Raw genomic sequence first — 21350 nt, forward strand, 5'->3', positions numbered from 1 at the left:
TAGATAGTTCTTATCCTCAGGTTGGGGCTCTTGATGTCTAGGCTTTTAATCTTTCTATAGTCACTTCAATATCTTCTACAATACCAAATCGGCCTTTAAAAATATTGGTATTATAATATGTATACAAATCCGGCGCTAACATATTTCCATTATCAAATGTGGTGTTTGTTTTCTCTGGAATAATTAACTTATACCCATACTCAAACGCAACTTTACAAGTAGTATCTATACAGTATTCTGTTTGCAGACCTGTAATTATTAATTGATCTATTCCTTTGCTATCCAAATAGTTTTTTAAATTCGTATCCTTAAAAGAAGAATTAAAGTGTTTATTTATTACTGTTTCATTTGCATTTGGACTTATCTCACTATGTATCTTCCAGCCCTCTGTATTTGGTTCTAATTCATCACCGATTTCATCATTATGTTGAATATAAACTACCTCTACGCTATGTTCTCGACATGTCGTAATTAATCTTTTTATATTACTTATCACTTTTTCTATTTCAAAAGGTTGTGCTTGCACTAATGCATTTTGAACATCTACAACTAAGAGTGCTGTATTTTTCATTTCCATATCTCCCTAGTATAAATTTAGTTCATATTAAACTACAATACTCTCTTTTCTCTCATATGTGTAGTATGTATAGGGCATTTCACCGTCATTCCTCTTTTCATAAGTAGTTATGTAATCTTCTTTATTAAATTCAGGAAAGTAGATATTCCCTTCAATTTCTTTATCTATTACGGTTAGGTAGATTTTGTTTGCTTGTGGTAATGCCTCCTTGTAAATCTCTCCACCACCCGCAATAAAAATCTCTTCCTCCTCTTTTAACAATCTGAATGCCTCATCAAGTGACCTTACAGTAAGACAATTATCAACTAATAGTTCTGGATTTCTTGAAACAATAATGGTCCTTCTATTTGGTAATGGTTTACCTATCGACTCATACGTTTTTCTTCCCATGATGATTGATTTACCTAGCGTTAAATCCTTAAATCGTATTTGTTCACCTGGTATACTCCACGGAATTACTTCATCCATTCCAATTACTTTATTCTTCGATATAGCCGCAATCAATGAGATTATCATATAACACCTCCAGTTCAGGTTTCACTTTCATATCTTTGCATCTCAAATTGTTATTTCAATTAAATTACCCTCAGGATCAAGAATACTACTTTCAAAATAACCATCCCCTGTAGTTCTCGGCTCACTATAAATGGTGTATCCATCATTTCGTAATGTTTCTGTAAGTTCGATTACCTTTTCTTCACTGCCTACTGAAAATGCAATATGTGCGTACCCAAATAAAGTTAACCTATTGTCGTGTTTTAGTATTTCTGGTTTCTTCATCAATTCAATTCTTGCTCCATCTTCAAAGACCAAAAAATAAGACTCAAATTGTTTCATTTTATTTGTATATTTGTCATTCGCAATTCCCTTAAAGTATTTCATATAGAATGATTTCATTTGTTCAAGGTCATTTGACCAAAGGGCAATATGTTCAATCCTCATATTCATTACCTTCTTTTGTTTATATTTTGAATTTACGCCTTTATCCAGTACTTACATATTCCATCTTTCATTTCACTTAGTATCCCTTTATTTGATTCTATTACTCTTCTTGACGCAATATTAGACTCATCACATGTAAGTAATATCTCTTGAATTCCTTTTTCATTCGCTTTGATTACTAATTCTTTTAAGGCAATTTCCCCATATCCTTTTCGTCTCTCCGAGGGACGAATTATGTAACCAATATGTCCACCATGTTCTTGTAATTTTTCATTTAAATAATGTCTCATCTTCCCGTACCCAACAAGCTTGTCCTCAATATAGAACCAGAATATGGTTTGAGGCACGGCCCCTCCGGGCAAATTAATACCTTGTGACATCCCATGATTTCTATTTAGTTTTTCTTGAAATACTTGTAGGTCATCAGAATATAAGTTATTTACAAATCCATTTTGCCCTTCTCCGATTTCTTGAATCATATGAAATACATCTTGGCTTTCAATTGGCATTAATTCTTTAAGAATAATCTTCATTAGGTTCACCTCAAAAATAGAATCTTAAGCAGTTACAATATTCATAATACTACTTCTGAATTTTATCCTTAATACGTATTGATTTATTTAGGTGAAGAAAATTATGCCTGGTTGCTGGCATAAGGATTAGACCAGCGATGTTCTTCTTCCCCCAATATTCCAGTAACCATGTTGCTTCCTTCTTAACTGCTCCTTGATCCAATAGTTTTTTTATTTTTACAGACTCTACACTCTGTTTAAATTGACCCGGTTGTAACGACTTTATTATTGCCCGTGTTTTCCGACCCACTTCAATACGATACGATAACAAAGCATTTATATCTATATTAGAACTTAACTCTGCTACTTCCATCTCTGTCATTTCATTTCCGGAATGAATATAATCTATCTTTAGTTTCTTATTCCATTCCCCAGAATCCAAAACCTGATCATTATTACTTACAAGAATATTCATAGTCATATCCTCAATCCGAGCAATATGCCAAATGTGCCATACAATTGAGTTTTTTGTACCTGGAGATACAACTGGGTATTTTCGAAATGTCTCATCAGTAATATTATTTAACAAATCATCCTCTAAAGTATTAACCTGTGAATTATCCATCTTGGAAGAGTACAACAAGGCATGTTGATTTAAAAAAAGTTCAATTGATTTCTCATGTTCTGTTGGTTTTTGTATAATACTTGTTAATCTTTTGTGATCCTCATTCCATAACTGCCTTTGTTGCAAATCCATTTCAATCCCAGCTTTCATTATGATAAGATTAAAGTGCTAGTTAAATATATCTTCAATTCCGTACAATCCAACATCTTTATCTATAATCCATTTTATCGTCTCCATTACTCCCCTGGAAAAGCCATCTCGAGAATATATCTTGTGTGAAATCTCAATTCTTTCGTTATCATCTGTAGTAAACAAAACACTATGTTCTCCAACAATATTTCCTGCCCTTACACTATGTACATTAATTTGCTCTTCAAAACCTGATTCTCTTATTGTCTTGGCTATTTCTATTGCAGTACCACTTGGCTTATCTTTCTTGAATTTGTGATGATATTCTAATATATCAATATTTGCATCTATACAAAATTCACTGGCTGCCAGTTTGATTAATTTGAGGAATTTGTATACTCCAATGCTGAAATTAGGACAAATAACAACAGGAATTGATTCAGCAAGCAAATTAATTTTCTCCATATCCTTAGACTCAAAACCTGTAGTTGCTATTACGACTGGTTTATTACCAAGAACATATGCATCATAATTTTCCATAAAAGAGTCAACATTTGTACAATCAATATATAAATCACATTTCTCACTCGCTCCAAGAATATCATCTTGGATTATGATATCTGTAATCTGACTTTCGATTAATGAGCCCAATTCCTTGCCTGCAAATGGGTTGTTCTTTCTGGCAATAACAGCACCCAATGTAATTTCTGTATGTTCAATTAATAACCTAATTATATCCTTACCCAGTTTCCCTGTTCCTCCAACAATGCCTACTCTAATCATACAAACACCTCCACATAGGATGATCCTTCCATGATTATACATCTGACAACTAAGGGGCGATAGCCCCCCCATTACACTACTACAGACCTGGGTTGTGAATGGTTTTTACGCGCTGTTAATCACAAAACTAATCTTGCTGTCTAAGTAGTGTTTTTTCTTTTGCACCTATTGTCTGTTCATAGCTAGAAATTTTATATTCTAAGCGTTCCAATACGTTCTTCATATCTTCCATTCTGGTTAAGAGCTGCTTTCTTTGCTCGATTAGGAGTTCTTTTCTGGCCTCTAAGGTTTCATTCCCCTGTTGAAATAATCCAACATATTCAATCAAAGTTTCAACTGGAAGACCTACTCCTCGCATGCATTTGATAAAATCAACCCACCGGCAGTCTTCTTCCGTATAATCCCTGATTCCGCTTTTATTTCGGTTCACTCGTGGTATAAGTCCGATTCGTTCATAATAACGCAGTGTATCCTGTGAAAAATCAAATTTTCTACTTACTTCTGCAATCAACATGTAGTTTTCCCTCCCCATTCAAATCAAGAACGCCCTTGAAAATGCTAGGGCGTTCTTGTCATTTCTTCTATCAGATTGCACCCATTACCGGGTGGGGAACATATGGATCTTCCAGCGATGTAATTTCTTCATCTGTTAAGGCAATCGTAAGAGCAGCTACTGGATCTTCAAGGTGAGACATTTTCGTAGCACCGATAATAGGAGCAGTTACTGGTTCTTTCTGCAATAACCAAGCAAGTGCGATTTGAGCGCGGGGAACGCCACGTTGTTCTGCAATGGCCGCAACACGCTCCACAATCACTCGATCCGTACTTGCAGTTGCATCGTATTTAGATTTCTGAACTTGATCCGTTTCGGAGCGCTTTGTGGTTTCTGACCAATCACGCGTCAATCTTCCTGAAGCAAGCGGGCTATATGGAATTACACCGATTTTTTCTTCCTTACAAAGAGGTAGCATCTCCCTTTCCTCTTCTCGGTAGATAAGGTTCAAATGATTCTGCATCGATACAAACCGAGTCCATCCGTTTCTTTCAGCTACATGTAGTGCTTTTTGGAACTGCCATGCGTACATAGCAGAAGCACCTATATATCTTGCTTTCCCAGCCTTCACAACATCATGCAATGCTTCCATTGTTTCTTCAATAGGGGTATTGTAATCCCAGCGATGGATTTGATAAAGGTCTACATAATCTGTTCCTAATCTCTTTAGACTCTTATCAATTTCACTCATGATTGCCTTTCTGGAAAGACCAGCACCATTGGGACCTTGATGCATACGGAAATGAACCTTTGTCGCAAGGACAATTTCATCACGATTAGCATAATCCTTTAGTGCTCGTCCAACAATTTCCTCGCTTGTTCCGTCTGAATACACATTTGCCGTATCAAAAAAATTAATTCCATGCTCAAGTGCTTTTTTTATAATAGGACGACTGTGATCTTCATCAAGGACCCACGGATGAACCCACCGCTCTGCTACACCAAAGCTCATACAGCCAAGACAAAGCCGAGATACATCGAGGCCAGTATTTCCAAGTTTCACATATTCCATTTGATTGTTCTCACTTTCCATTAGTTATTGTTTCCTTCATAAATAGCTTACCACTTGGAGTTAACTCCAAGTCAAGCGATTATGTTTAATTAAATTCATCCTTTAAAAGACCATAATGCACAAGGTCCTCATATTCCCCCCATTTTTTAACATGCTGTCTTAACACTCCTTCATGCTTCATGCCTAGTTTTTTCATAACTGCACCCGATGCAGGATTCTTCCCTAGATGACGTGCAAATACACGGTTTAAATTCATTTCTCCAAACGCATATCTTACTCTTCCTTTAGCTGCTTCAGTACAATATCCATTATTCTTATACTTTCTCCCAATCCAATAGGCAAGTTCCCCATGATCAAACTTCTTATTACATCTCATGCTTATTGCACCGATTACATATTTTTCTTCTTTATGTACAATAGCTAATTCAAGCAATCTATCTTCATTAAAATTATCACTATGTGTTTCTATCCATTTCTCTGCCATTCCATCCTCATAAGGATGTGGGATTATTTATTTCAGGAATTTCACATACCGTTCTTGCATTCTCAAATCTATGTATTCCAAAATCTGAAACTGTTGAATGTCTTAACGCTTCTCTCAATGGACTTAGATTCGTTGTAAATCTTACATCAATCCCCAAATCAACTTGTCTTTTAAGTAAATTATTTATCGGTTTTATTTCTGTTGGCGTGATTTCATGTTCACTTATGTAATATCCAGCTGTCTTATCGAATAATTTAAAGCTTTCAGCTGGCATTGAATAACGATACGTCGTTGTATTCATTATTGTTTCATACCAGTGGTTTTCAACAGTAATAACTGTATCTGCATTAGTTATCCCAAAGAATTTGAGATTATCTTCAGCACTTATCCCTTCATTTCTTCTATATACAATCCTTGGGCAATTCCTTGGAAAATAAAAAGTATGTTCATGTTCTTGATCAATAGCCCAAACTACTGGGGGCATGTCTTGTCTGTTATGTTTAACCCTTGGTTTAAACAACTTAATATTAGATTCCTCACTAAAGTGATATAACAGCTTCATTAAAACACCTCGCGAAAATTTATATGATGTCAAGAATTACGTATAGCGTTTGTGAATTCACGAAACGATCCAACCTTAATTATCTTAGGATGGGCCATTTGTTGTCTTTCGGTACCTTCTTCTATTTGAATTTATTTCAATTCAAAAAACAATTCTGTTTTAACTCCTATTTTTTCAAATCCACATTTCTTATACATCTCTTTAGCGGTGTCAGAACTATCTGTAATTAGATATACATCTTTCACATCGTTTTCTTCTGCGATTTTTAGTAAATATTTGATAATAGTGCTACCAAAACCTTTCCTTTGATATTCTTCTAATATATCAAAATCTTCGATCTTGGCTATGTTATGCAAGACCATTAATTCGCAATTTCCGATAGGTAAGTCATTATGATAACAAACATATAAATCGAGCGGAAGATTATCCGTTTGGTATACTTTAGACTTACGATGTATTCGTCTTTGCGCAAAATCCCTACCCATTGTCGCTTCATTTGCTAGTACATCGACATTTCTGCCATCAAGCATAATATCATCGCTAATCGCTTTTTTTATTATGCAGTCAGTATTTCCAACAATGTTTCTATGACGATCGGTTTTTATATGCATGTAATCATAAACGGTGATTTCAGGTTTGATATGCAATTCCCTAAGTTTGTCTTCAGTTAATTTATCCATTTTAAAATTCAATTCAATTCTTAAGAAAGTTTTATTTTGTTCATTTCGTAAAACTAGTTCCTTCAAAATTATATCCACCAAGTTCTCACTATAATTTATTAATAAAGTGAAATTATGAGTATACATATCTAGAATTTCATCATCCCAAAATCTAATCAGATATCGTTCCTCGCTACTTTGGCAAAATAACTTGGAATATAAAATTTCAGTATCAATTATTTGAGGTAACATTTATATTTCATTCCTTTATTAATTTGACTTGGCCGGTTGAATATTCACCTTTTTCGTGTATGCAATGAGCCATCCTAGAATCCATTTTTAATTTCATTAATTTGTTTAATATGTCTTTGTTCATGCAAGTACAGTGATCTAACCCATTCAATTAATAACATCTCTTTAAAAACTGGATGTATAAATTGCCTTCTACTCAGCAAGGATGGATCTTCTATTGTGTTTAATAGGTCATTTAACTTCTCTCTTGAATCATTTAATTTATCAATGATTTCTTGAGATTATAAAATTTCATCAGTTGGTTTAACAATGTCTGGAGCTTCTAACTTTTTACTTCTATCAAGTAGAAATTCTAATGCTTTGTTCTTTATAAACGAATCTTCTTTGCTCTTTAATCCTCTCTTTATTGCTACGACATATAATTCTTCTGTCTTACTTATGTGTTGACATACCTGACTAACACTCCAGCTGTATGGGTCTTTCCGTTTATTAAATTGATCTTCGCGTAATCCATTAAGAATTCCTAGTAATTCGTCTCTTGTTTCTTTTAATTTTTGATTGATTTCTTGAAGTTCCATCGAAAACTCCCCTTCTATAGTTTAGTTTTCAGTACGTCATGACTCTATATTCTATTCCATCTTAGAAATGAAATACCTTCCAAATAAGAACTATAACTCACTATAAGCCTAGCCTTAGCGAGTATGCCAAGAGATAGAGCCAAGGGCGTAAATTGTTTAGTAGACATTTGAGAATTCAAAAAAAACATATGATTATTTTTTTATACCATGTTAGCATTCGAAATGTAAGAATATTCTAATACAGAAGGGAAATGAAAATATGAATATTAACATCGAAACTCTACCTAATTATCGCATCGCATATGTACGACAAGTTGGTCCATATGGTCCTGCGAACATTCAAGCAATGGAAAAGTTAAAAAAATGGGCTAAGGAGAAAAATCTACTTACTGAATCGACAATCCTACTCGGAATTCCACAAGATAACCCGGAAACAACACTTCCAGAAAACTGTCGATATGATGCTTGCATTGTCATTTCAAACGATTTTCAAATCGATGATTCAATTTGCGAAAGCGAACTTTCTGGTGGAAAATATGTTATTTATGAACTCAAGCATACAGCAGAAGAAATTCAAAAAGCATGGACTGAGATTTTTCCTTATTTGCAAACTAGCGGATACCAAATTGATAACAAGGCCATTTTTGAAAGATACATTGGTGACATGATTTTTAACGATTATTGTGAAATATGTATACCCATACTACCGGTATAGTTTAATTAACGCTCAATATAAAAAGCAACAAAACAGGATAAAACCTGCTTTGTTGCTTTTAAATTTGTTTTTGTGATACTCGATATCCTTCTCAAAAAATGTTTTTCTGATCTTCTATAAATCCAGTCTAAAGAATAGCATTTTTTTGTCTTTCAATATGTAATTAATAACAAGGTCTTTTTCCAGCTCTTCATTTATTTCATTTTCCAATTTAAATCCAAGTCTCGAATAGAAACGTTTGTTAATTTCATTATCTTTTCCTGTCATTAAGGTAACTTTAGAATAATTATTATTTCTTAAATAATGAATTAATTCATTCATAAGTCCTATACCAATATGTTGCCCTCTATGTTCCTCTTTAACAAATAAATAGTGAATGTATACGTGACTTTGCTCAGTCTGGTCAACCACTCCTAATACAAATCCAACTAATTCTTCATTAATGTAAGCAAGTCTACAGGTGTTTCTGAAAAATCTATAAAACATAATATATATTGAATCTCTTTCAATGGGCAACGGAAAACAATCTAAATCCTTCAATTGTAATAATCCTTTTGAATCGAATGGTGTGATTTTAACTTCGCTCATAGTTCACCTCTTTGTTCTTAATTATCTGTCCATTATATCTTTAAATAATTGCTCTTTATCTCGATGCTCGCCTTGATAAATGTCTAGATAATCGAAAATTTCAAAGGAAAAATCAACAAAAGCACGTCCCTTGGCAGTAATCACATGTTCGTCTCTAACTACTCGCTGATCTATGAAATTCTCACGTGGAAACGGATCTTCAACATCTAATTCTTTTATTCTTTCTATAGAGCAAGATGTGGTGAAATTCCTCCTATTTAATATACCTGATCTTGCCAGATATTGTGGTCCATGACATATTGCAGCTAGCATCTTCTCTTCTTGATCAAGTTTAATAATAAGTTCAGTTAATTCTTTCTGCTGGTTTCGAATCGGTCCGCCAGGGATAATAAGTCCCTCAATATCTTCAAGTTCCATTGCTTCATTAACAGTCAAATTGGGTTTATAATACAGACCAGATTCGCTAATTACAGATTCATAATTATATCCCATTGAGAATATTTCCTTTTTCCCAATATTCTTAATTTTATGAAATGCTAAGGTAATCTCAAAATCAGCAAAATCCTCTGATATAAAACAAATTATCTTCCCCATTCAACCACCCCCAAAATCTCTAGAATTTCACTGCATCTGGTACTTGAAAAATAATATATTTACCTGTCCACATCTCTGATTCGACAATTATCTCGTCTTTGTTATTATTGCTAGTGAATATAATACCTGCCCCCAGTTGTTCTTTAAATACTATTCCTAATGTGTTAAATCGTTTTATTATTTCATTTCGTCCATCCTTTTGATTGCCTTGATAAATATACCAATTGTATCCTTTACTGTTAGTCAGATATATTATTGAATTGTTATTGGTGATTTTTTCATATACCTGTTTTTTCGTCATACCTTCAAAAGGCAATTCGGGTAAATAAGACTTCATATAAAAAGTAATTAAACCAAAACACAGGAATACGATTGTTACTATTCCTAAAGCGATTGTAGTTATCATCTTTTTTGAAATGATATTCATTTATTCACCTAATTTCGATTATTTAATTATTCCTGCATATTCAAAAGCGTTCTTAATATCTTCAGCTATCATGAATCTCTTACTCTTCTCAATATTAAAACTATCTCCAGTCTGTGTGTATGACGGATAAAATCTAATTTTGTTATATATATACTCTTGGTTTCTGATTTTATATGTGGATCCACTTGGTATAACTTTGACACCATGCTTTCTCTTATATATGTAATTCATTGATTTAATCGCGAAATCCCCCATACACATTATAGATTTAGCATTAATAAATGGCTCAATCTCTCTTTCTAACACCAGACTACAATTCTTGATTGTAGTAGCAGAAACTAAATAATCTTTCTTACTGCATTTAATTGCTGTTGTTAGATATATTCCCATATCTTTAAGGTCGTCGAGAGAATTTATGTTATACCCAGAATCCGCTAGAGCTTGCTGAGTCGTCCTGAAAAAAGAGGCTTCTTCATTAGTATAAAAATAGTCGTCCAAATTCTTAGGCAATGCTTCAGATACCATGATTACTTTAACCTGCTCATTTGAAATACTTACCGTTGGCAGATAAGCTTCTTGCTGCACATCATTGCAATTTTTTTCACATATCATACATTCACTAATGGACATTGTAATACCTCCCTATTTTGTTTTCTTCATTTAACGCTAAAACTTACACTCATTTAAAGTCAGGACTTTTAAGTATCCTCATGTCTGTTATGTTTATTCTATAGACTTTTTCAGAAGCATCTCCAATATTCATAATTTCGAGATAATCTGCTTCATAACAAGAAAATCCATTAACTACCCTCACTCTTTCACCAGTAGATAGCCTAAATATTTCCCCGATTTTTGATTTTAATATTTCATCCATATCCAACGGTAATTCACTCCATTCGCCTTACACTATTGTTCCCTTATGTTTGTTCCTTATCTTCTATCACAATTTCCCCTTCTCCTGAAGGTACTTCAAAACCATGTAGGAATGAATTTAATATTTCATCTGTAATTGTAAATGCAGCATTTGCATCAAATCGCTGGCTCCGTACTCGAAGTCGTTCACGTAAATCACTCGGATGGACTTTCAAATAAATAAGTTTCCACTCTCCACCAGCATCTTCAATAAGCTTCTTATATTCATTCCTTCTCTTCTGTTGCCAAAAACTAAAATCAATGACTACGTTGCGCTTTTCTTCCACTAAAATCACTAATTGATTACGTAACTTTAATTCTGCGTTTACTTTAAGCTGCTCATACATTTCAATTGGATAATCAATCCCATATCGACCATTAGTAGCCCATATCTCTTCATCAATGGAGAGACGTACAAAGCCCACCTTTTCTAAACGCTGAGCAAATGTTGTTTTGCCTGACCCTGCCACACCACACATCATTACTATCAATGGGGCTGTAACGTCTGTTCGACAGATTAAATCATTTATATTAAAACTTTCCCTCATCCATATTCCTCCTTCATTACTTCTTTCTTTTAATCACAAATGCTTTATCCGAATTTTCAAACCCTAATCGTGGATAATACTCAACTGCTCCTGGAGCAGAAAGCAGTACCATTGAACATTCATCACCAACTATAGATTGTATACGTTTTACTAATTCCTTTCCGATTCCATGCTTTTGGTATCTTTTATCTACTGCAAGATCAGATAAATAACAGCAATATGAAAAATCAGTTATTGCTCTTGCTACGCCAATCATCTTTCCATCAAACCAAGCGGTAATCATAACATCTGAGTTATCTATCATTTTTTGTATTCTCTCATAGTCATCAAATGGTCTTTTGATTTCCGAGTTCTTAAAGACTTCAGCAACATCTCTTGCAAGTTGTTCTTTTTCTTCTGAATAAATTATCATTTATATTGCTCCTTCAGTTTATTCATGAAAATGACCCAGCCTTAGATAGCTCTTATCGTAGGCTGGGTCATTTGTTGTTGAGCTTATTCCATTATAATACAAAAACCAGCTACTCCATAATTCATTATTCTTGCGTGTCTTCGTCACTTTGGTATTCTAAAACATCTCCAGGCTGACATTCTAAAGCCTTACAAATCGCCTCTAAAGTGGATAATCGAATCGCCTTTGCCTTGCCATTCTTCAAAATAGAAAGATTCGCCATCGTTATTCCAACTCTCTCATTGTTTTAGACAAAAATAAAGAGCGTTCCTCATTTCTAAGAAATGCTCCAATTAGTCCTTAAATAGTTCTTTCAACATTCCATTTCGGTTTTCCAGAAAGCTTTTAGTTATTTGATAATGATCTGTATCTTCATAAGCAATTTCTGCTATTCCTCCATTATCAAAACTCAATATCTGTCCTCCCGGATAACCTAAGATAATGGGAGAATGAGTAGCGATAATAAATTGAGATGTATCAGCAAGATCACGAATAATGCGCAATAAAGATAGTTGCCTAGCTGGAGATAATGCAGCTTCAGGCTCATCGAGTAAATACAGCCCTTTTCGATTAAATCTGTTCACAAACAGATTTAGAAATGACTCCCCGTGAGATTGTTCATGCAATGAACGTCCACCATAATGCTCATGGGCACCAATGCTATCAATATGAGACGCGAATTGGTAAAATGATTCGGATCTCATAAAGAAACCATTAGAGATTTTGGGTAACCAAGATAGTCGCAAATATTCTCCTAATGAAGAGCCAGCAGCATTAATCTCATAAAAATTATTCCTTCCGCCCCCGGCAGTATTAAACCCACATTGATGAGCAATACCTTCAAGTATTGTAGATTTACCCGATCCATTTTCGCCAACAAAAAAAGTAACGTTGTTCCTGAATTCCAATTTGTTCAATGAATTTATCGTTGGAATATTAAAAGGATACTGATCAAGATTTTCATTTTTTTCAATTAGTAATTCTACACTTCTAAGGTACATATCTGTGCTCCTATTCGTCGTAACTATAGTCTTCAATTACTGATATTTTTCCCTCTTTGATTTTAAATATTGATTTTCCTTTTAACCGAATCTTATCTCCAGCTTTTAGATCATTAGGAAGGTCCATTGCCAATATTCCTTCATAATCAATTTCAACTTCAACTCTATCATCGTAGAACTCGCAATCAATAATCGTTTGACAACGACTTGAGAATATCTCTGCTGATTTCACTGCCAAATCTCTAAACTCTTGAATGCCCTTTGTCTCTGTATTAATATCGCCGTTTGATATATTTCTAAACTCAATATCTTTATTTAATAAATTTACGATACCCTCAACATCAAATGAATTATAGGCACTAATATATTCTTGAATAATATTATTGATTTCTTCTTCGAACACAACCATTCTCCTCTCAGGCATCATAAGAATCTAATACGAAAAGATATAGACTACTAGGCTATTTTTTCGACTTAAAAAGTCTTTTCAACCTATTCGAAAAACCTTCCTGTTCTTTTATTACTTGAGTTTCCCAGCCATCATAATCTCCATGAAATTGTTGTGCCACACTTACTAAATAATCGGTTACTTCATTGATGGCATGAAGTTGAACAAAGTCATTTCTAGAAATTCTTAATGAGTACTTATCATCTTGAATAACCTGATCTTCGATTTGAAATCTGTCTTTTTGAACTTTCTCTTTGAAATAATTACATGACTCTTCTGAACTGAAATAGATCCAATGATTCACTGATCGCGATTTTTCTAAATTGTCTCCAAGCTCGATAAGTTTATCTACCAACTCTCTGTTACCCATTCGATGCCATTCGGATTTATTTGGATATAGAAACTCATGATAAAAGGCTCTTGGCTTCTGTTCTTCAATGCAGTTAATGCTGTACTTATAATTTTCAAGAAACTTTTCGGCAATATTCTCTAATTTGCTTCCATCTACATGATCCGTATAGTAAAAGAACTCTCTCTTACCATCTGTGGTGATCCTTCCAACAAACATATAATTACTATCTAACGAATCATGGATTGAATCCTCTATATCATACAAAATTGATGCTTCCATATTCGAAGTAAGTCCATTTTCATTTGGTTCATTTAATGTGACACTGAGCCGATACAGATGGATCAACATCTCATCTGATCTATTTACCCAAGGCTCCAAATCCAACAAGATTGAAGCTGGCTTATCGTCGATGGATGTAAAGTAAGTATTCCAATTGTCTGACATTTCTGCACCGCCTTAATATATATATTGACGTCTTCATGACGTCTGTTTATCTCTCACTCACTTAATGTGTATTAATCTCTAATTTCATTTGTATAAATATAACGCCATTTATAGTCTTCTCTTCCTCAATATAGCTGAATCCCATATTTTTATAGAAATCCACTGAATTGGGTGAAGAGTTTACCGTAATTATTCTGATATCCTGAACCCGCAAGATATTGACTATATACTTAATCAGGGTTGTACCGACACCGTGTCCTCTATAGTCATTATTAATAAACAACATAGATATATGATTATTATTTCTTATTTCAATTACTCCAACTAAACTATCATTCATATATGCAGCATAAACCGCATGATCTTTAAATTGCCTTCCCTTAAAAGCCTTTAAATCTATGTATTTATAAAATTCTTGAACACCTTCAGGAGTATACCAAGGAGATACTTGTGTATCGAACGATTCCTTAATAAGTTGTATAACTGAATCAATCTCATTGGATGAGAGAGGGTTTATCTTAATATTCATGAATTAGCTCTACTCCCCTTCAAATCACTTAAATTTTCAAATATATTCTCAAAGAAATTTTATTCTTATATATCTACTCAAATGGATCGTAATGTTTCAAATCAGATTCTATAATACCTTCTTCCAGGCCTTCTTCATTCAATATATAACTAAACTGCAATACTTCATTATGTGCAAAATATACATACTCCACATAGGGCTCATCTTTAAAAGTAACGATCGTATAAAATGCTGGCAGCTTAATACCCCATACTCCTTTAACGGATTCTATTTCTGCTCTACTATAATTCTGTTCTTCTAATAGATAGTCAGTAACTCTATTTGCATATATATTTTTGTTCATTTGTACGTAAATAACGGGCGTTACTATTAATAAAGCTACTAGGAGAGCCATTATGATTACTATAATCCTTACTTTCTTGTTCATTATAATCATCATTCCTTTTAGTTACTTCAATTCGATTTTTTCCTCTATCCATTTTTCGATTTTCTTTGTATTATTCTTCTGTTCTACTGAACCATGTTTGGATGCTAAGCTCATAATATCCTTATATGAAACTCCCTCAACATTACCTCACTTTTTCCATGGTACTAAATCAAAAAAATAATGCTTATAATATTTTTTGGGATTCATTGAACCGAGGGCGTAACGTAATTATATGTTCCCATGTTAACGGGATCCGTGACAATTTCTTCTGTCTCTGTATTATATACAGCCTCAAACCTACCATCTGCTGAGATAAATTTAACATTTAATGCCGCGTTAACTCCCTCATAATTATATCTATGGAATTTTGCACTGAATAACTTCCATTTATGTTCAGAGGTCAAGGTTATCATTTCATCTAAACTTGTAGGTGCATCACTATATGAGTTCAATGTGTTTCTAAAATAATGTATTTCCTCTGTAATACTATTTAATTTTCTAATATTTTTATCAAATGTTTCAAAATAAAGATTATCGTTTTCATGATTTTTTAAAATACTAGGGTTACTTTCTAAATCCTTCATCATCTTAGTTATTACTGCTTTGGCTGCAACTCTATTTGAACCATCAAAAATATACCATTTTTCATTTTCTGATTTTACTCGCTCATATAAGTCATCAAGTTCATAAAAATATGTATTGGATAAAAATTCTACGTTATCTCCATTTCTACTTTCAAACAATTCTTGATTCCGTATTGTCCTGTATCCATTGATACAAATTAAAAGCAAAATGATTACTATACCTGTATAAATAGCTACTTTTTTTTAAATCATATTTCCCTCGTCTCTTGTCATTAAATTTCTAGAAGGTAAGGGTGTTTAGAAATAATTTCACAGCTTGATAAAGACCTATAGGATCATCGTCACGTATCGTATGTCCACTTTCAGGAAACTCAATCAATTCGGTGTTCGGTCTTCGTGTTGCCATTTCTCTAGCATGCTCTGTAGTCATTACCCATGTTTTATGACCATGTAATAGCAGAGCTGGACATTTAGAGGATAACCAATCATCCCAGTGATCTCCATTAAGTAATTGTTGTGAGAGTACCATATCTTGATACTTGAATCTTAATGCCCAACCATCCGAATATTCTGTTAAACTCTCAAGAAAATATGTATCATCCTTAAAACCTTTTGCTTTAAGAAAATCCCTAAAGGAACGTACAGTTGGAAAGCGTTCAGGCCATTCTAATATAAAGGATAAATCATCATTTGCAACAGCACCTATGTCCTCAATAATGATTGCTTTCACTAACTCAGGATATTGAGCAGCAATCTGATAAGCATTCACTCCGCCAAGAGAATGCCCATATAAAACAACAGGACCAATGTCTAACTTAGTTATAAGTTGAACCGTATCTTGAATATAGGAAGATCTACTATAATCTCCGGATGGATCGCTCCAACCATGTCCTTGTTGATCAATCGCTATTACTCTCCATTCAGAACCTAGCGCTTCCGACAAGCCACTAAACATAGTATTTCTTCCAAAATGACCGTGAAGAGCTACCAATGGAAATCCAGAAACTGCAAAGTCCAAATAAGATAGAGTTCTTCCGTTAATCTCATCAAATTTTCTTGTATACATCATGATTTCTCCTCTAGTTTAATTCATCCATGATTCGATACGCTAAGAACGGTTTCTCAAGGACTTTTTCGCGAAGTAGACAGCCAAAAAATTAAATTCAATATGCAGCAAACATGTTAACAAAATCGAATGAGTTATATCAGCAAGGCCTCCAAAAGTGATTCCTCCAACAAAAGCAAAAACCATAAATCTTATACTTTGTCGCGATAACTTATAATATTGTAGATGACAAATTGCGAATAATAATGCAGAGATAATCACCGGATATGACACTGGTAAAAAAATAAATTCAAATATCTGCCCGGTAGCTAAATATTGGTTTAGGTAGGGAAGGATTGACCCCCTAAAAACAATTTCTTCAATAACTGGCCATACAATGATAAAATTAATTGTGTTGAATTTACCGACTGGATTATATCCCGAATATCGCGACGCTATACAATTGGCAATAAGAAGAATTAAGAAGACTGGCATTACTTTTATTATGTTACTTGGCGAATTAATTATATAATTCCACTTAAAAAAAGGTACTAATATCAAAATGCCAACAGCCCAGAAATATAAACTGCTTTAGATTATTTATTAATTGATTTGTGGATGGGTTCATCTAAGGTTTCTACGCTTCTGTATGGAAAGAATTTATCTTGTTTCATTTCATACTCATTTAATTCAATAATTAATGATTCTTTGAAATAAACTATGCTAGACCCATCCCATTCGTATTCTTTCCCATCATATAAGCACTTGAATCTCCATTCCACAAAAGCTACATTACGTACTTCATCAAACCCAATTTCTTTGATTTCCCAGTAATCAACCTTATTGTCACTGTCATTCCATTGAGCAAACCAGATTAATAACTCATTCTTTCCTTCCATGACCGCACCAGAACATTCCCTTATAATAGCTGCATCATGTACAGCCCTACTAAACATTTCAATGTCTTTCTTAATCCATGATTCGAAATATTCACTAATTATTATGGATGCTTGATTTCGATTCAAAGTAACCACTCCCCAGAATTAATAGAAATAATCCTTTCTGCGACCTACCGAAACGCTAGCTTCTAATTTGTGCTAGATGATGCAACATATGATTTATATAATCCTCAAATATTTATTTCCTTTATATCTTTAATCTCAGCATAACCATCATATGTTACTGCATCTCTAATCTCATCAATCTCTAATTGGTATTTGCCTCTAAATGTTTCTTTCTTATAATCCTTACTGGTGTAAGTTATTATTAATTCCACAATATCAATATAGTCCACTTCTCCATAATCTACTATGCTCATTTTGACAGAGAAATTAGATCTATTAACTAATAGACTTGTCATTAAGGCTTTTTGTTTATCTAATACAGTTTCATTCGCTGATATTCTCTTGATTTCAGTTATATCTAAAGTATTTAAGCATTCTTCTAGAGTTTTTGGGTAAGATTCAAGGAGTTCATCTACATAGTAACCATCCACTTTGACTGCACCCATACGCTGTTCAATATCTTGCTCAAAATTAGCCCATTCCCTAATATCACTTAATACATAAGAGGACTCTCCAACTTTCTCTACCGAATATATCCAATGAAATTCCTTAACCACTCCATCCTTGCCTGGATAATTAATTTTAATTAACTCAGTAACTTCAACATCAAATTTATTAGTATTAATATAATAAGTCCAATAAATATCTGAATTTTGGAACTCCTCAGTAATCTCTCTAGTAAATAAGTTACTTACGAGCTTCTTTTGCGATACAAACAGGTTACTATTCGGTAAAAGATTAGGTTCTACATATGAAAATTCACCTTCATTTATAGCTTTAATTAGATTGATTTCATATTCTTTGATTAATTTACTTATTCCCCCCATAGTATCAGCAAGTTTTCTTTCAACAAAAGTTATTTCAGTCTCTATTGGCTTATCGGTTTTGTTAACAACATTAGTATTGTTTTCTTTATAACTAAAGTTCTCATTAGTACAAGCGGTTAGTATGAAAAAAGCTACAATTAAAACAAAAATCTTCTTCACCCAAGTTCCTCCGATTTATCTGCGGTTTCTGGTAACGTTTCTGTATTCACGAATCCGAGTGCTTAGGTATTTATAATCGTCTAGTTCTTTTTTCATCTAAATATATATCTAGAGCTTCTATTCCACGAATTAATAACTTAATTAATAAATATAAAGCATATAGACCAAGTAAAATAAATAAACCATAAACGATAAATAGTATAAACGGAAATATTGTAAACATTACAAAACACCTCCTTAAGATTGCATTTTGAAATAATTATTCCGTGGATCTCTGGTAACGTTCAGGTATATACGAAATGACCCAGCCGTAGATAGTTCTTATCTTAGGCTGGGTCATTTGTTGTCTACACCTATTCCATTATTATACATATGACAATCAAGCGGCGATAGCCCTCAGTAAGAATAAGGTTCTTGTGATTACTTCTTTTCTAACAAAGAAGTTCACCCTCAATCATAGTCCATTGCACTTGATATCTCTCATCCAACAGGATTAAATCCGCATCGTATCCTACCTCGATTTTTCCTTTGTGAGATAACCCTAGAATACGCGCCGGCGATGTTGAAGCCATGTGCACAGCATCCGTCATCGAAATTCCGTTAACGACTGTCAGGCGTAACGCTTCATTCATCGTTACGGTACTCGATGCTAAGGTGCCATCCGCTAGCCTTGCAACTCCCTCGGATACGGTGACATGGTGACCACCAAAAATATAATTACCATCACCCAACCCCATTGCCTGAAGCGCATCCGTAATTAGTACCATGCCTTCCGGCCCTTTGAGACGATGCATCAATCTGATAATTGCTGGATGAAGATGGACTTGATCAACAATAGCTTGCAGACTTACATGTGGTTCTTCGAATGCGGCTACGATCAGTCCAGGGTCTCGATGGTGAATCGGTCTCATGCCGTTAAAACAATGTGTTACATGACTCGCACCAGCTGCAAAAGCCATCTTTGCTTCCTCGTATGTGGCGTCGGAGTGAGCGATGGCAATCACAACATCCTGTTCTTTTAGAAAGGAAATGAGCTCCATACCCCCAGGCAATTCTGGAGCTATCGTTACCATTTTAATGAGCGAGCCCGCTTCCTGAAAAATTAACTTCATTTCTTCAAGATCGGGATGACGAAGATATTTCTCGTTTTGCATCCCTTTGCGCTTCGGATTCAAATAAGGCCCCTCCAAGTGAATGCCGGCGATCCTTGCCCCTTGTTCTCGTCCGATTACAGATTTTACGTTCCGAATCATATTCAAAAGATCTTCCATCGTCGAACTCACGGATGTCGCTAGAAATGAGGTGCATCCGGTTGCAGCACAAGCGCGTGATACTTCTTGAATACTTGCCTCGGTTCCATCCATCATGTCATAACCATTGGCCCCATGAATATGAACATCAATCATCCCTGGTATGAGCCACATCCCTCTGCCATCAATAGGTTCATAATCACCTTCGAATTTCTCATGATCTTGTGTTTCAATTCTCTCCACCTTTCCGTTAACGATCCAGACCGTTGCAGAAGGAAGTATTTGATGTGGAAGCAGTACATTTACATGTTGAATTTTTTTGTTATTCATTACTACTCAACTCCGTCCTGTTGGTGATTTGTCTGACATTCTATAAGTGTAATATTTTTGTGGTCTAATATTTCTTTCATTTCGGCTGGTATGGATTGATCGGTTACAATAATATCCACGCAATCAAAGTCTAACTTGAACCTCGATTTCACCGAGAATTTTGTATGATCCACAACAAGAATGACCTGATCTGACCGCCGCGCCATTTCTCTCTTCACCCGGACATCTTCTTCATATGGATAATAAAGTCCATCAGGTTGGATTGCCGTCGCTCCGATGAACGCTTTGTCGGCACGAATTTCACTAATTTTATCGATGACAGAAGGTCCGTATAATAAGCGATTTTGGGTATGCAGATAGCCGCCGAGCACGTAGATGCTCAGATCTTCTCGCTTGGAGAGAATTCCTACATTATCAATAGAATGCGTAACCGCTGTTATCTGTTTCGCTTGAATATGTTCCGCAACAAATTGTACGGTCGTAGATACGTCCAAGAATACAGTCTCATGATCCCGAATCAACTTAGCGCCATGCTCGCCAATATAGTTCTTGCTGGTGGATTCATCAATGAGACGTTCTTGATAGGAAGATAGCTCTTTTTGCAGTTCAGGCAAGGCTACCCCTCCATGCGTCCGAACAACAACACCTTCTTGAACTAATCTTACAATATCTCTGCGCGCCGTATCTCGCGACACTTGAAAGAACGAGCATATTTCTCCAACACTCATGGATTTTTGTTGTTTTAAGTAACCAAGTATTTTCAATAATCTGTCTTCTTGAAACACATCGGATGCACTCCTTTTTTAAGTATTTCGTTTATTGATATAAGTATATATAAGTAATAAAGAAAAAGATATAAGTATTTATAAGTTTATTATTTTTTCAAACACTCATACACTTCGAATGTAGCGAAAACAAAATAGACCAAGCCAAAAGACAAATTTGTCCTTCAATTTGGTCGTAATCACTATCTGAGAATTGTACCCG

33 protein-coding genes are annotated in these 21350 nt (G+C 34.4%); 1 reads left to right on the forward strand and 32 read right to left on the reverse strand.

Features of this window, described 5'->3' with window-relative positions:
* Window positions 1-37: 37 nt before the first annotated feature.
* From NST85_RS20595 to NST85_RS20650, 12 genes are all read right to left on the reverse strand, one after another.
* Complete coding sequence (locus NST85_RS20595) at window positions 38-571, reverse strand: cysteine hydrolase family protein (protein ID WP_127193416.1); 534 nt, start codon at window positions 569-571, stop codon at window positions 38-40.
* Between the two features lie 33 nt (window positions 572-604).
* Window positions 605-1093 carry a dihydrofolate reductase gene (locus NST85_RS20600; protein ID WP_127193417.1) on the reverse strand — a complete coding sequence of 163 codons (489 nt, stop codon included), beginning with the start codon at window positions 1091-1093 and terminating at the stop codon, window positions 605-607.
* A gap of 42 nt (window positions 1094-1135) precedes the next feature.
* Window positions 1136-1519 (reverse strand): VOC family protein, encoded by a 384-nt coding sequence (locus NST85_RS20605; RefSeq protein ID WP_127193418.1) that lies wholly within the window; start codon window positions 1517-1519, stop codon window positions 1136-1138.
* A gap of 32 nt (window positions 1520-1551) precedes the next feature.
* A complete protein-coding gene (locus NST85_RS20610; RefSeq protein ID WP_341190246.1) occupies window positions 1552-2052 on the reverse strand; it encodes a GNAT family N-acetyltransferase in 501 nt (166 codons plus the stop codon).
* 49 nt (window positions 2053-2101) lie between these two features.
* On the reverse strand, window positions 2102-2806 hold the full coding sequence (locus tag NST85_RS20615; protein ID WP_341190247.1) for a DinB family protein: 705 nt from the start codon (window positions 2804-2806) through the stop codon (window positions 2102-2104).
* Window positions 2807-2824: 18 nt separating this feature from the next.
* A complete protein-coding gene (gene dapB / locus NST85_RS20620; RefSeq protein ID WP_341190248.1) occupies window positions 2825-3568 on the reverse strand; it encodes a 4-hydroxy-tetrahydrodipicolinate reductase in 744 nt (247 codons plus the stop codon).
* 127 nt (window positions 3569-3695) lie between these two features.
* Window positions 3696-4082, reverse strand: coding sequence for a MerR family transcriptional regulator (locus tag NST85_RS20625; protein ID WP_341190249.1), 387 nt, complete (start codon window positions 4080-4082; stop codon window positions 3696-3698).
* A 70-nt stretch (window positions 4083-4152) separates the two neighbouring features.
* Window positions 4153-5133 carry an aldo/keto reductase gene (locus NST85_RS20630; RefSeq protein ID WP_341191143.1) on the reverse strand — a complete coding sequence of 327 codons (981 nt, stop codon included), beginning with the start codon at window positions 5131-5133 and terminating at the stop codon, window positions 4153-4155.
* Between the two features lie 85 nt (window positions 5134-5218).
* The gene (locus tag NST85_RS20635; RefSeq protein ID WP_341190250.1) at window positions 5219-5617 is read right to left on the reverse strand and encodes a GNAT family N-acetyltransferase; all 399 of its coding nucleotides are present in this window, start codon (window positions 5615-5617) and stop codon (window positions 5219-5221) included.
* 7 nt (window positions 5618-5624) lie between these two features.
* A complete protein-coding gene (locus NST85_RS20640; RefSeq protein ID WP_341190251.1) occupies window positions 5625-6179 on the reverse strand; it encodes a DUF6886 family protein in 555 nt (184 codons plus the stop codon).
* Between the two features lie 131 nt (window positions 6180-6310).
* A complete protein-coding gene (locus NST85_RS20645) occupies window positions 6311-6925 on the reverse strand; it encodes a GNAT family N-acetyltransferase (RefSeq protein ID WP_341190252.1) in 615 nt (204 codons plus the stop codon).
* A 446-nt stretch (window positions 6926-7371) separates the two neighbouring features.
* Complete coding sequence (locus tag NST85_RS20650; protein WP_341190253.1) at window positions 7372-7668, reverse strand: DinB family protein; 297 nt, start codon at window positions 7666-7668, stop codon at window positions 7372-7374.
* 259 nt (window positions 7669-7927) lie between these two features.
* Between NST85_RS20650 and NST85_RS20655 the strand changes: the two genes are divergently transcribed.
* Window positions 7928-8383 carry an AraC family transcriptional regulator gene (locus NST85_RS20655; protein WP_341190254.1) on the forward strand — a complete coding sequence of 152 codons (456 nt, stop codon included), beginning with the start codon at window positions 7928-7930 and terminating at the stop codon, window positions 8381-8383.
* Window positions 8384-8497: 114 nt separating this feature from the next.
* Here NST85_RS20655 and NST85_RS20660 read toward each other — a convergent pair whose 3' ends face one another.
* The 20 genes from NST85_RS20660 to NST85_RS20755 form a co-directional block, all read right to left on the reverse strand.
* The gene (locus tag NST85_RS20660) at window positions 8498-8971 is read right to left on the reverse strand and encodes a GNAT family N-acetyltransferase (RefSeq protein WP_127193428.1); all 474 of its coding nucleotides are present in this window, start codon (window positions 8969-8971) and stop codon (window positions 8498-8500) included.
* Between the two features lie 21 nt (window positions 8972-8992).
* Window positions 8993-9565 (reverse strand): DJ-1/PfpI family protein, encoded by a 573-nt coding sequence (locus NST85_RS20665; RefSeq protein ID WP_127193429.1) that lies wholly within the window; start codon window positions 9563-9565, stop codon window positions 8993-8995.
* A 19-nt stretch (window positions 9566-9584) separates the two neighbouring features.
* Window positions 9585-9971 (reverse strand): hypothetical protein, encoded by a 387-nt coding sequence (locus tag NST85_RS20670; protein ID WP_341190255.1) that lies wholly within the window; start codon window positions 9969-9971, stop codon window positions 9585-9587.
* Between the two features lie 39 nt (window positions 9972-10010).
* Window positions 10011-10622 (reverse strand): hypothetical protein, encoded by a 612-nt coding sequence (locus NST85_RS20675; RefSeq protein WP_341190256.1) that lies wholly within the window; start codon window positions 10620-10622, stop codon window positions 10011-10013.
* A 49-nt stretch (window positions 10623-10671) separates the two neighbouring features.
* A complete protein-coding gene (locus NST85_RS20680; RefSeq protein ID WP_341190257.1) occupies window positions 10672-10872 on the reverse strand; it encodes a hypothetical protein in 201 nt (66 codons plus the stop codon).
* A gap of 37 nt (window positions 10873-10909) precedes the next feature.
* Entirely contained in the window at window positions 10910-11452 is a 543-nt protein-coding gene (locus NST85_RS20685) for an AAA family ATPase (protein ID WP_341190258.1), read from the reverse strand.
* 16 nt (window positions 11453-11468) lie between these two features.
* On the reverse strand, window positions 11469-11864 hold the full coding sequence (locus NST85_RS20690) for a GNAT family N-acetyltransferase (protein WP_341190259.1): 396 nt from the start codon (window positions 11862-11864) through the stop codon (window positions 11469-11471).
* Window positions 11865-11988: 124 nt separating this feature from the next.
* Complete coding sequence (locus NST85_RS20695; protein ID WP_281278204.1) at window positions 11989-12132, reverse strand: helix-turn-helix domain-containing protein; 144 nt, start codon at window positions 12130-12132, stop codon at window positions 11989-11991.
* A 64-nt stretch (window positions 12133-12196) separates the two neighbouring features.
* Entirely contained in the window at window positions 12197-12904 is a 708-nt protein-coding gene (locus tag NST85_RS20700) for an AAA family ATPase (protein ID WP_127193435.1), read from the reverse strand.
* 10 nt (window positions 12905-12914) lie between these two features.
* Window positions 12915-13313: a nuclear transport factor 2 family protein gene (locus NST85_RS20705; protein WP_370877662.1), complete on the reverse strand. Its 399-nt coding sequence runs from the start codon at window positions 13311-13313 to the stop codon at window positions 12915-12917.
* 52 nt (window positions 13314-13365) lie between these two features.
* Complete coding sequence (locus tag NST85_RS20710) at window positions 13366-14148, reverse strand: DUF695 domain-containing protein (protein WP_341190260.1); 783 nt, start codon at window positions 14146-14148, stop codon at window positions 13366-13368.
* A gap of 61 nt (window positions 14149-14209) precedes the next feature.
* On the reverse strand, window positions 14210-14677 hold the full coding sequence (locus NST85_RS20715; protein ID WP_127193438.1) for a GNAT family N-acetyltransferase: 468 nt from the start codon (window positions 14675-14677) through the stop codon (window positions 14210-14212).
* Window positions 14678-14750: 73 nt separating this feature from the next.
* Entirely contained in the window at window positions 14751-15116 is a 366-nt protein-coding gene (locus tag NST85_RS20720; RefSeq protein WP_341190261.1) for a DUF3139 domain-containing protein, read from the reverse strand.
* Window positions 15117-15307: 191 nt separating this feature from the next.
* A complete protein-coding gene (locus tag NST85_RS20725; protein WP_341190262.1) occupies window positions 15308-15847 on the reverse strand; it encodes a hypothetical protein in 540 nt (179 codons plus the stop codon).
* 121 nt (window positions 15848-15968) lie between these two features.
* Window positions 15969-16757 carry an alpha/beta fold hydrolase gene (locus NST85_RS20730; RefSeq protein WP_341190263.1) on the reverse strand — a complete coding sequence of 263 codons (789 nt, stop codon included), beginning with the start codon at window positions 16755-16757 and terminating at the stop codon, window positions 15969-15971.
* Window positions 16758-16796: 39 nt separating this feature from the next.
* Window positions 16797-17228, reverse strand: a complete 432-nt coding sequence (locus tag NST85_RS20735; protein WP_341190264.1) for a CPBP family intramembrane glutamic endopeptidase — start codon at window positions 17226-17228, stop codon at window positions 16797-16799.
* Window positions 17229-17329: 101 nt separating this feature from the next.
* Window positions 17330-17758, reverse strand: a complete 429-nt coding sequence (locus tag NST85_RS20740; RefSeq protein ID WP_341190265.1) for a nuclear transport factor 2 family protein — start codon at window positions 17756-17758, stop codon at window positions 17330-17332.
* A 104-nt stretch (window positions 17759-17862) separates the two neighbouring features.
* A complete protein-coding gene (locus NST85_RS20745) occupies window positions 17863-18783 on the reverse strand; it encodes a TcaA NTF2-like domain-containing protein (protein ID WP_341190266.1) in 921 nt (306 codons plus the stop codon).
* A 431-nt stretch (window positions 18784-19214) separates the two neighbouring features.
* On the reverse strand, window positions 19215-20363 hold the full coding sequence (nagA, locus tag NST85_RS20750) for an N-acetylglucosamine-6-phosphate deacetylase (protein WP_341190267.1): 1149 nt from the start codon (window positions 20361-20363) through the stop codon (window positions 19215-19217).
* 2 nt (window positions 20364-20365) lie between these two features.
* Window positions 20366-21148 carry a DeoR/GlpR family DNA-binding transcription regulator gene (locus NST85_RS20755; RefSeq protein WP_341190268.1) on the reverse strand — a complete coding sequence of 261 codons (783 nt, stop codon included), beginning with the start codon at window positions 21146-21148 and terminating at the stop codon, window positions 20366-20368.
* Between the last annotated feature and the right edge of the window lie 202 nt (window positions 21149-21350).

Source organism: Paenibacillus sp. FSL K6-2524 (assembly GCF_038005525.1).
Lineage (GTDB): Bacteria > Bacillota > Bacilli > Paenibacillales > Paenibacillaceae > Fontibacillus > Fontibacillus anaericanus.

Coding starts and splice junctions, on each gene's coding strand:
- NST85_RS20595 (WP_127193416.1), bottom strand. CDS start 571: ATGAAAAATACAGCACTCTTAGTTGTAGATGTTCAAAATGCATTAGTG.
- NST85_RS20600 (WP_127193417.1), bottom strand. CDS start 1,093: ATGATAATCTCATTGATTGCGGCTATATCGAAGAATAAAGTAATTGGA.
- NST85_RS20605 (WP_127193418.1), bottom strand. CDS start 1,519: ATGAGGATTGAACATATTGCCCTTTGGTCAAATGACCTTGAACAAATG.
- NST85_RS20610 (WP_341190246.1), bottom strand. CDS start 2,052: ATGAAGATTATTCTTAAAGAATTAATGCCAATTGAAAGCCAAGATGTA.
- NST85_RS20615 (WP_341190247.1), bottom strand. CDS start 2,806: ATGAAAGCTGGGATTGAAATGGATTTGCAACAAAGGCAGTTATGGAAT.
- dapB (WP_341190248.1), bottom strand. CDS start 3,568: ATGATTAGAGTAGGCATTGTTGGAGGAACAGGGAAACTGGGTAAGGAT.
- NST85_RS20625 (WP_341190249.1), bottom strand. CDS start 4,082: ATGTTGATTGCAGAAGTAAGTAGAAAATTTGATTTTTCACAGGATACA.
- NST85_RS20630 (WP_341191143.1), bottom strand. CDS start 5,133: ATGGAATATGTGAAACTTGGAAATACTGGCCTCGATGTATCTCGGCTT.
- NST85_RS20635 (WP_341190250.1), bottom strand. CDS start 5,617: ATGGCAGAGAAATGGATAGAAACACATAGTGATAATTTTAATGAAGAT.
- NST85_RS20640 (WP_341190251.1), bottom strand. CDS start 6,179: ATGAAGCTGTTATATCACTTTAGTGAGGAATCTAATATTAAGTTGTTT.
- NST85_RS20650 (WP_341190253.1), bottom strand. CDS start 7,668: ATGGAACTTCAAGAAATCAATCAAAAATTAAAAGAAACAAGAGACGAA.
- NST85_RS20655 (WP_341190254.1), top strand. CDS start 7,928: ATGAATATTAACATCGAAACTCTACCTAATTATCGCATCGCATATGTA.
- NST85_RS20660 (WP_127193428.1), bottom strand. CDS start 8,971: ATGAGCGAAGTTAAAATCACACCATTCGATTCAAAAGGATTATTACAA.
- NST85_RS20665 (WP_127193429.1), bottom strand. CDS start 9,565: ATGGGGAAGATAATTTGTTTTATATCAGAGGATTTTGCTGATTTTGAG.
- NST85_RS20670 (WP_341190255.1), bottom strand. CDS start 9,971: ATGATAACTACAATCGCTTTAGGAATAGTAACAATCGTATTCCTGTGT.
- NST85_RS20675 (WP_341190256.1), bottom strand. CDS start 10,622: ATGTCCATTAGTGAATGTATGATATGTGAAAAAAATTGCAATGATGTG.
- NST85_RS20685 (WP_341190258.1), bottom strand. CDS start 11,452: ATGAGGGAAAGTTTTAATATAAATGATTTAATCTGTCGAACAGACGTT.
- NST85_RS20690 (WP_341190259.1), bottom strand. CDS start 11,864: ATGATAATTTATTCAGAAGAAAAAGAACAACTTGCAAGAGATGTTGCT.
- NST85_RS20700 (WP_127193435.1), bottom strand. CDS start 12,904: ATGTACCTTAGAAGTGTAGAATTACTAATTGAAAAAAATGAAAATCTT.
- NST85_RS20705 (WP_370877662.1), bottom strand. CDS start 13,313: ATGGTTGTGTTCGAAGAAGAAATCAATAATATTATTCAAGAATATATT.
- NST85_RS20710 (WP_341190260.1), bottom strand. CDS start 14,148: ATGTCAGACAATTGGAATACTTACTTTACATCCATCGACGATAAGCCA.
- NST85_RS20715 (WP_127193438.1), bottom strand. CDS start 14,677: ATGAATATTAAGATAAACCCTCTCTCATCCAATGAGATTGATTCAGTT.
- NST85_RS20720 (WP_341190261.1), bottom strand. CDS start 15,116: ATGATGATTATAATGAACAAGAAAGTAAGGATTATAGTAATCATAATG.
- NST85_RS20730 (WP_341190263.1), bottom strand. CDS start 16,757: ATGATGTATACAAGAAAATTTGATGAGATTAACGGAAGAACTCTATCT.
- NST85_RS20735 (WP_341190264.1), bottom strand. CDS start 17,228: ATGCCAGTCTTCTTAATTCTTCTTATTGCCAATTGTATAGCGTCGCGA.
- nagA (WP_341190267.1), bottom strand. CDS start 20,363: ATGAATAACAAAAAAATTCAACATGTAAATGTACTGCTTCCACATCAA.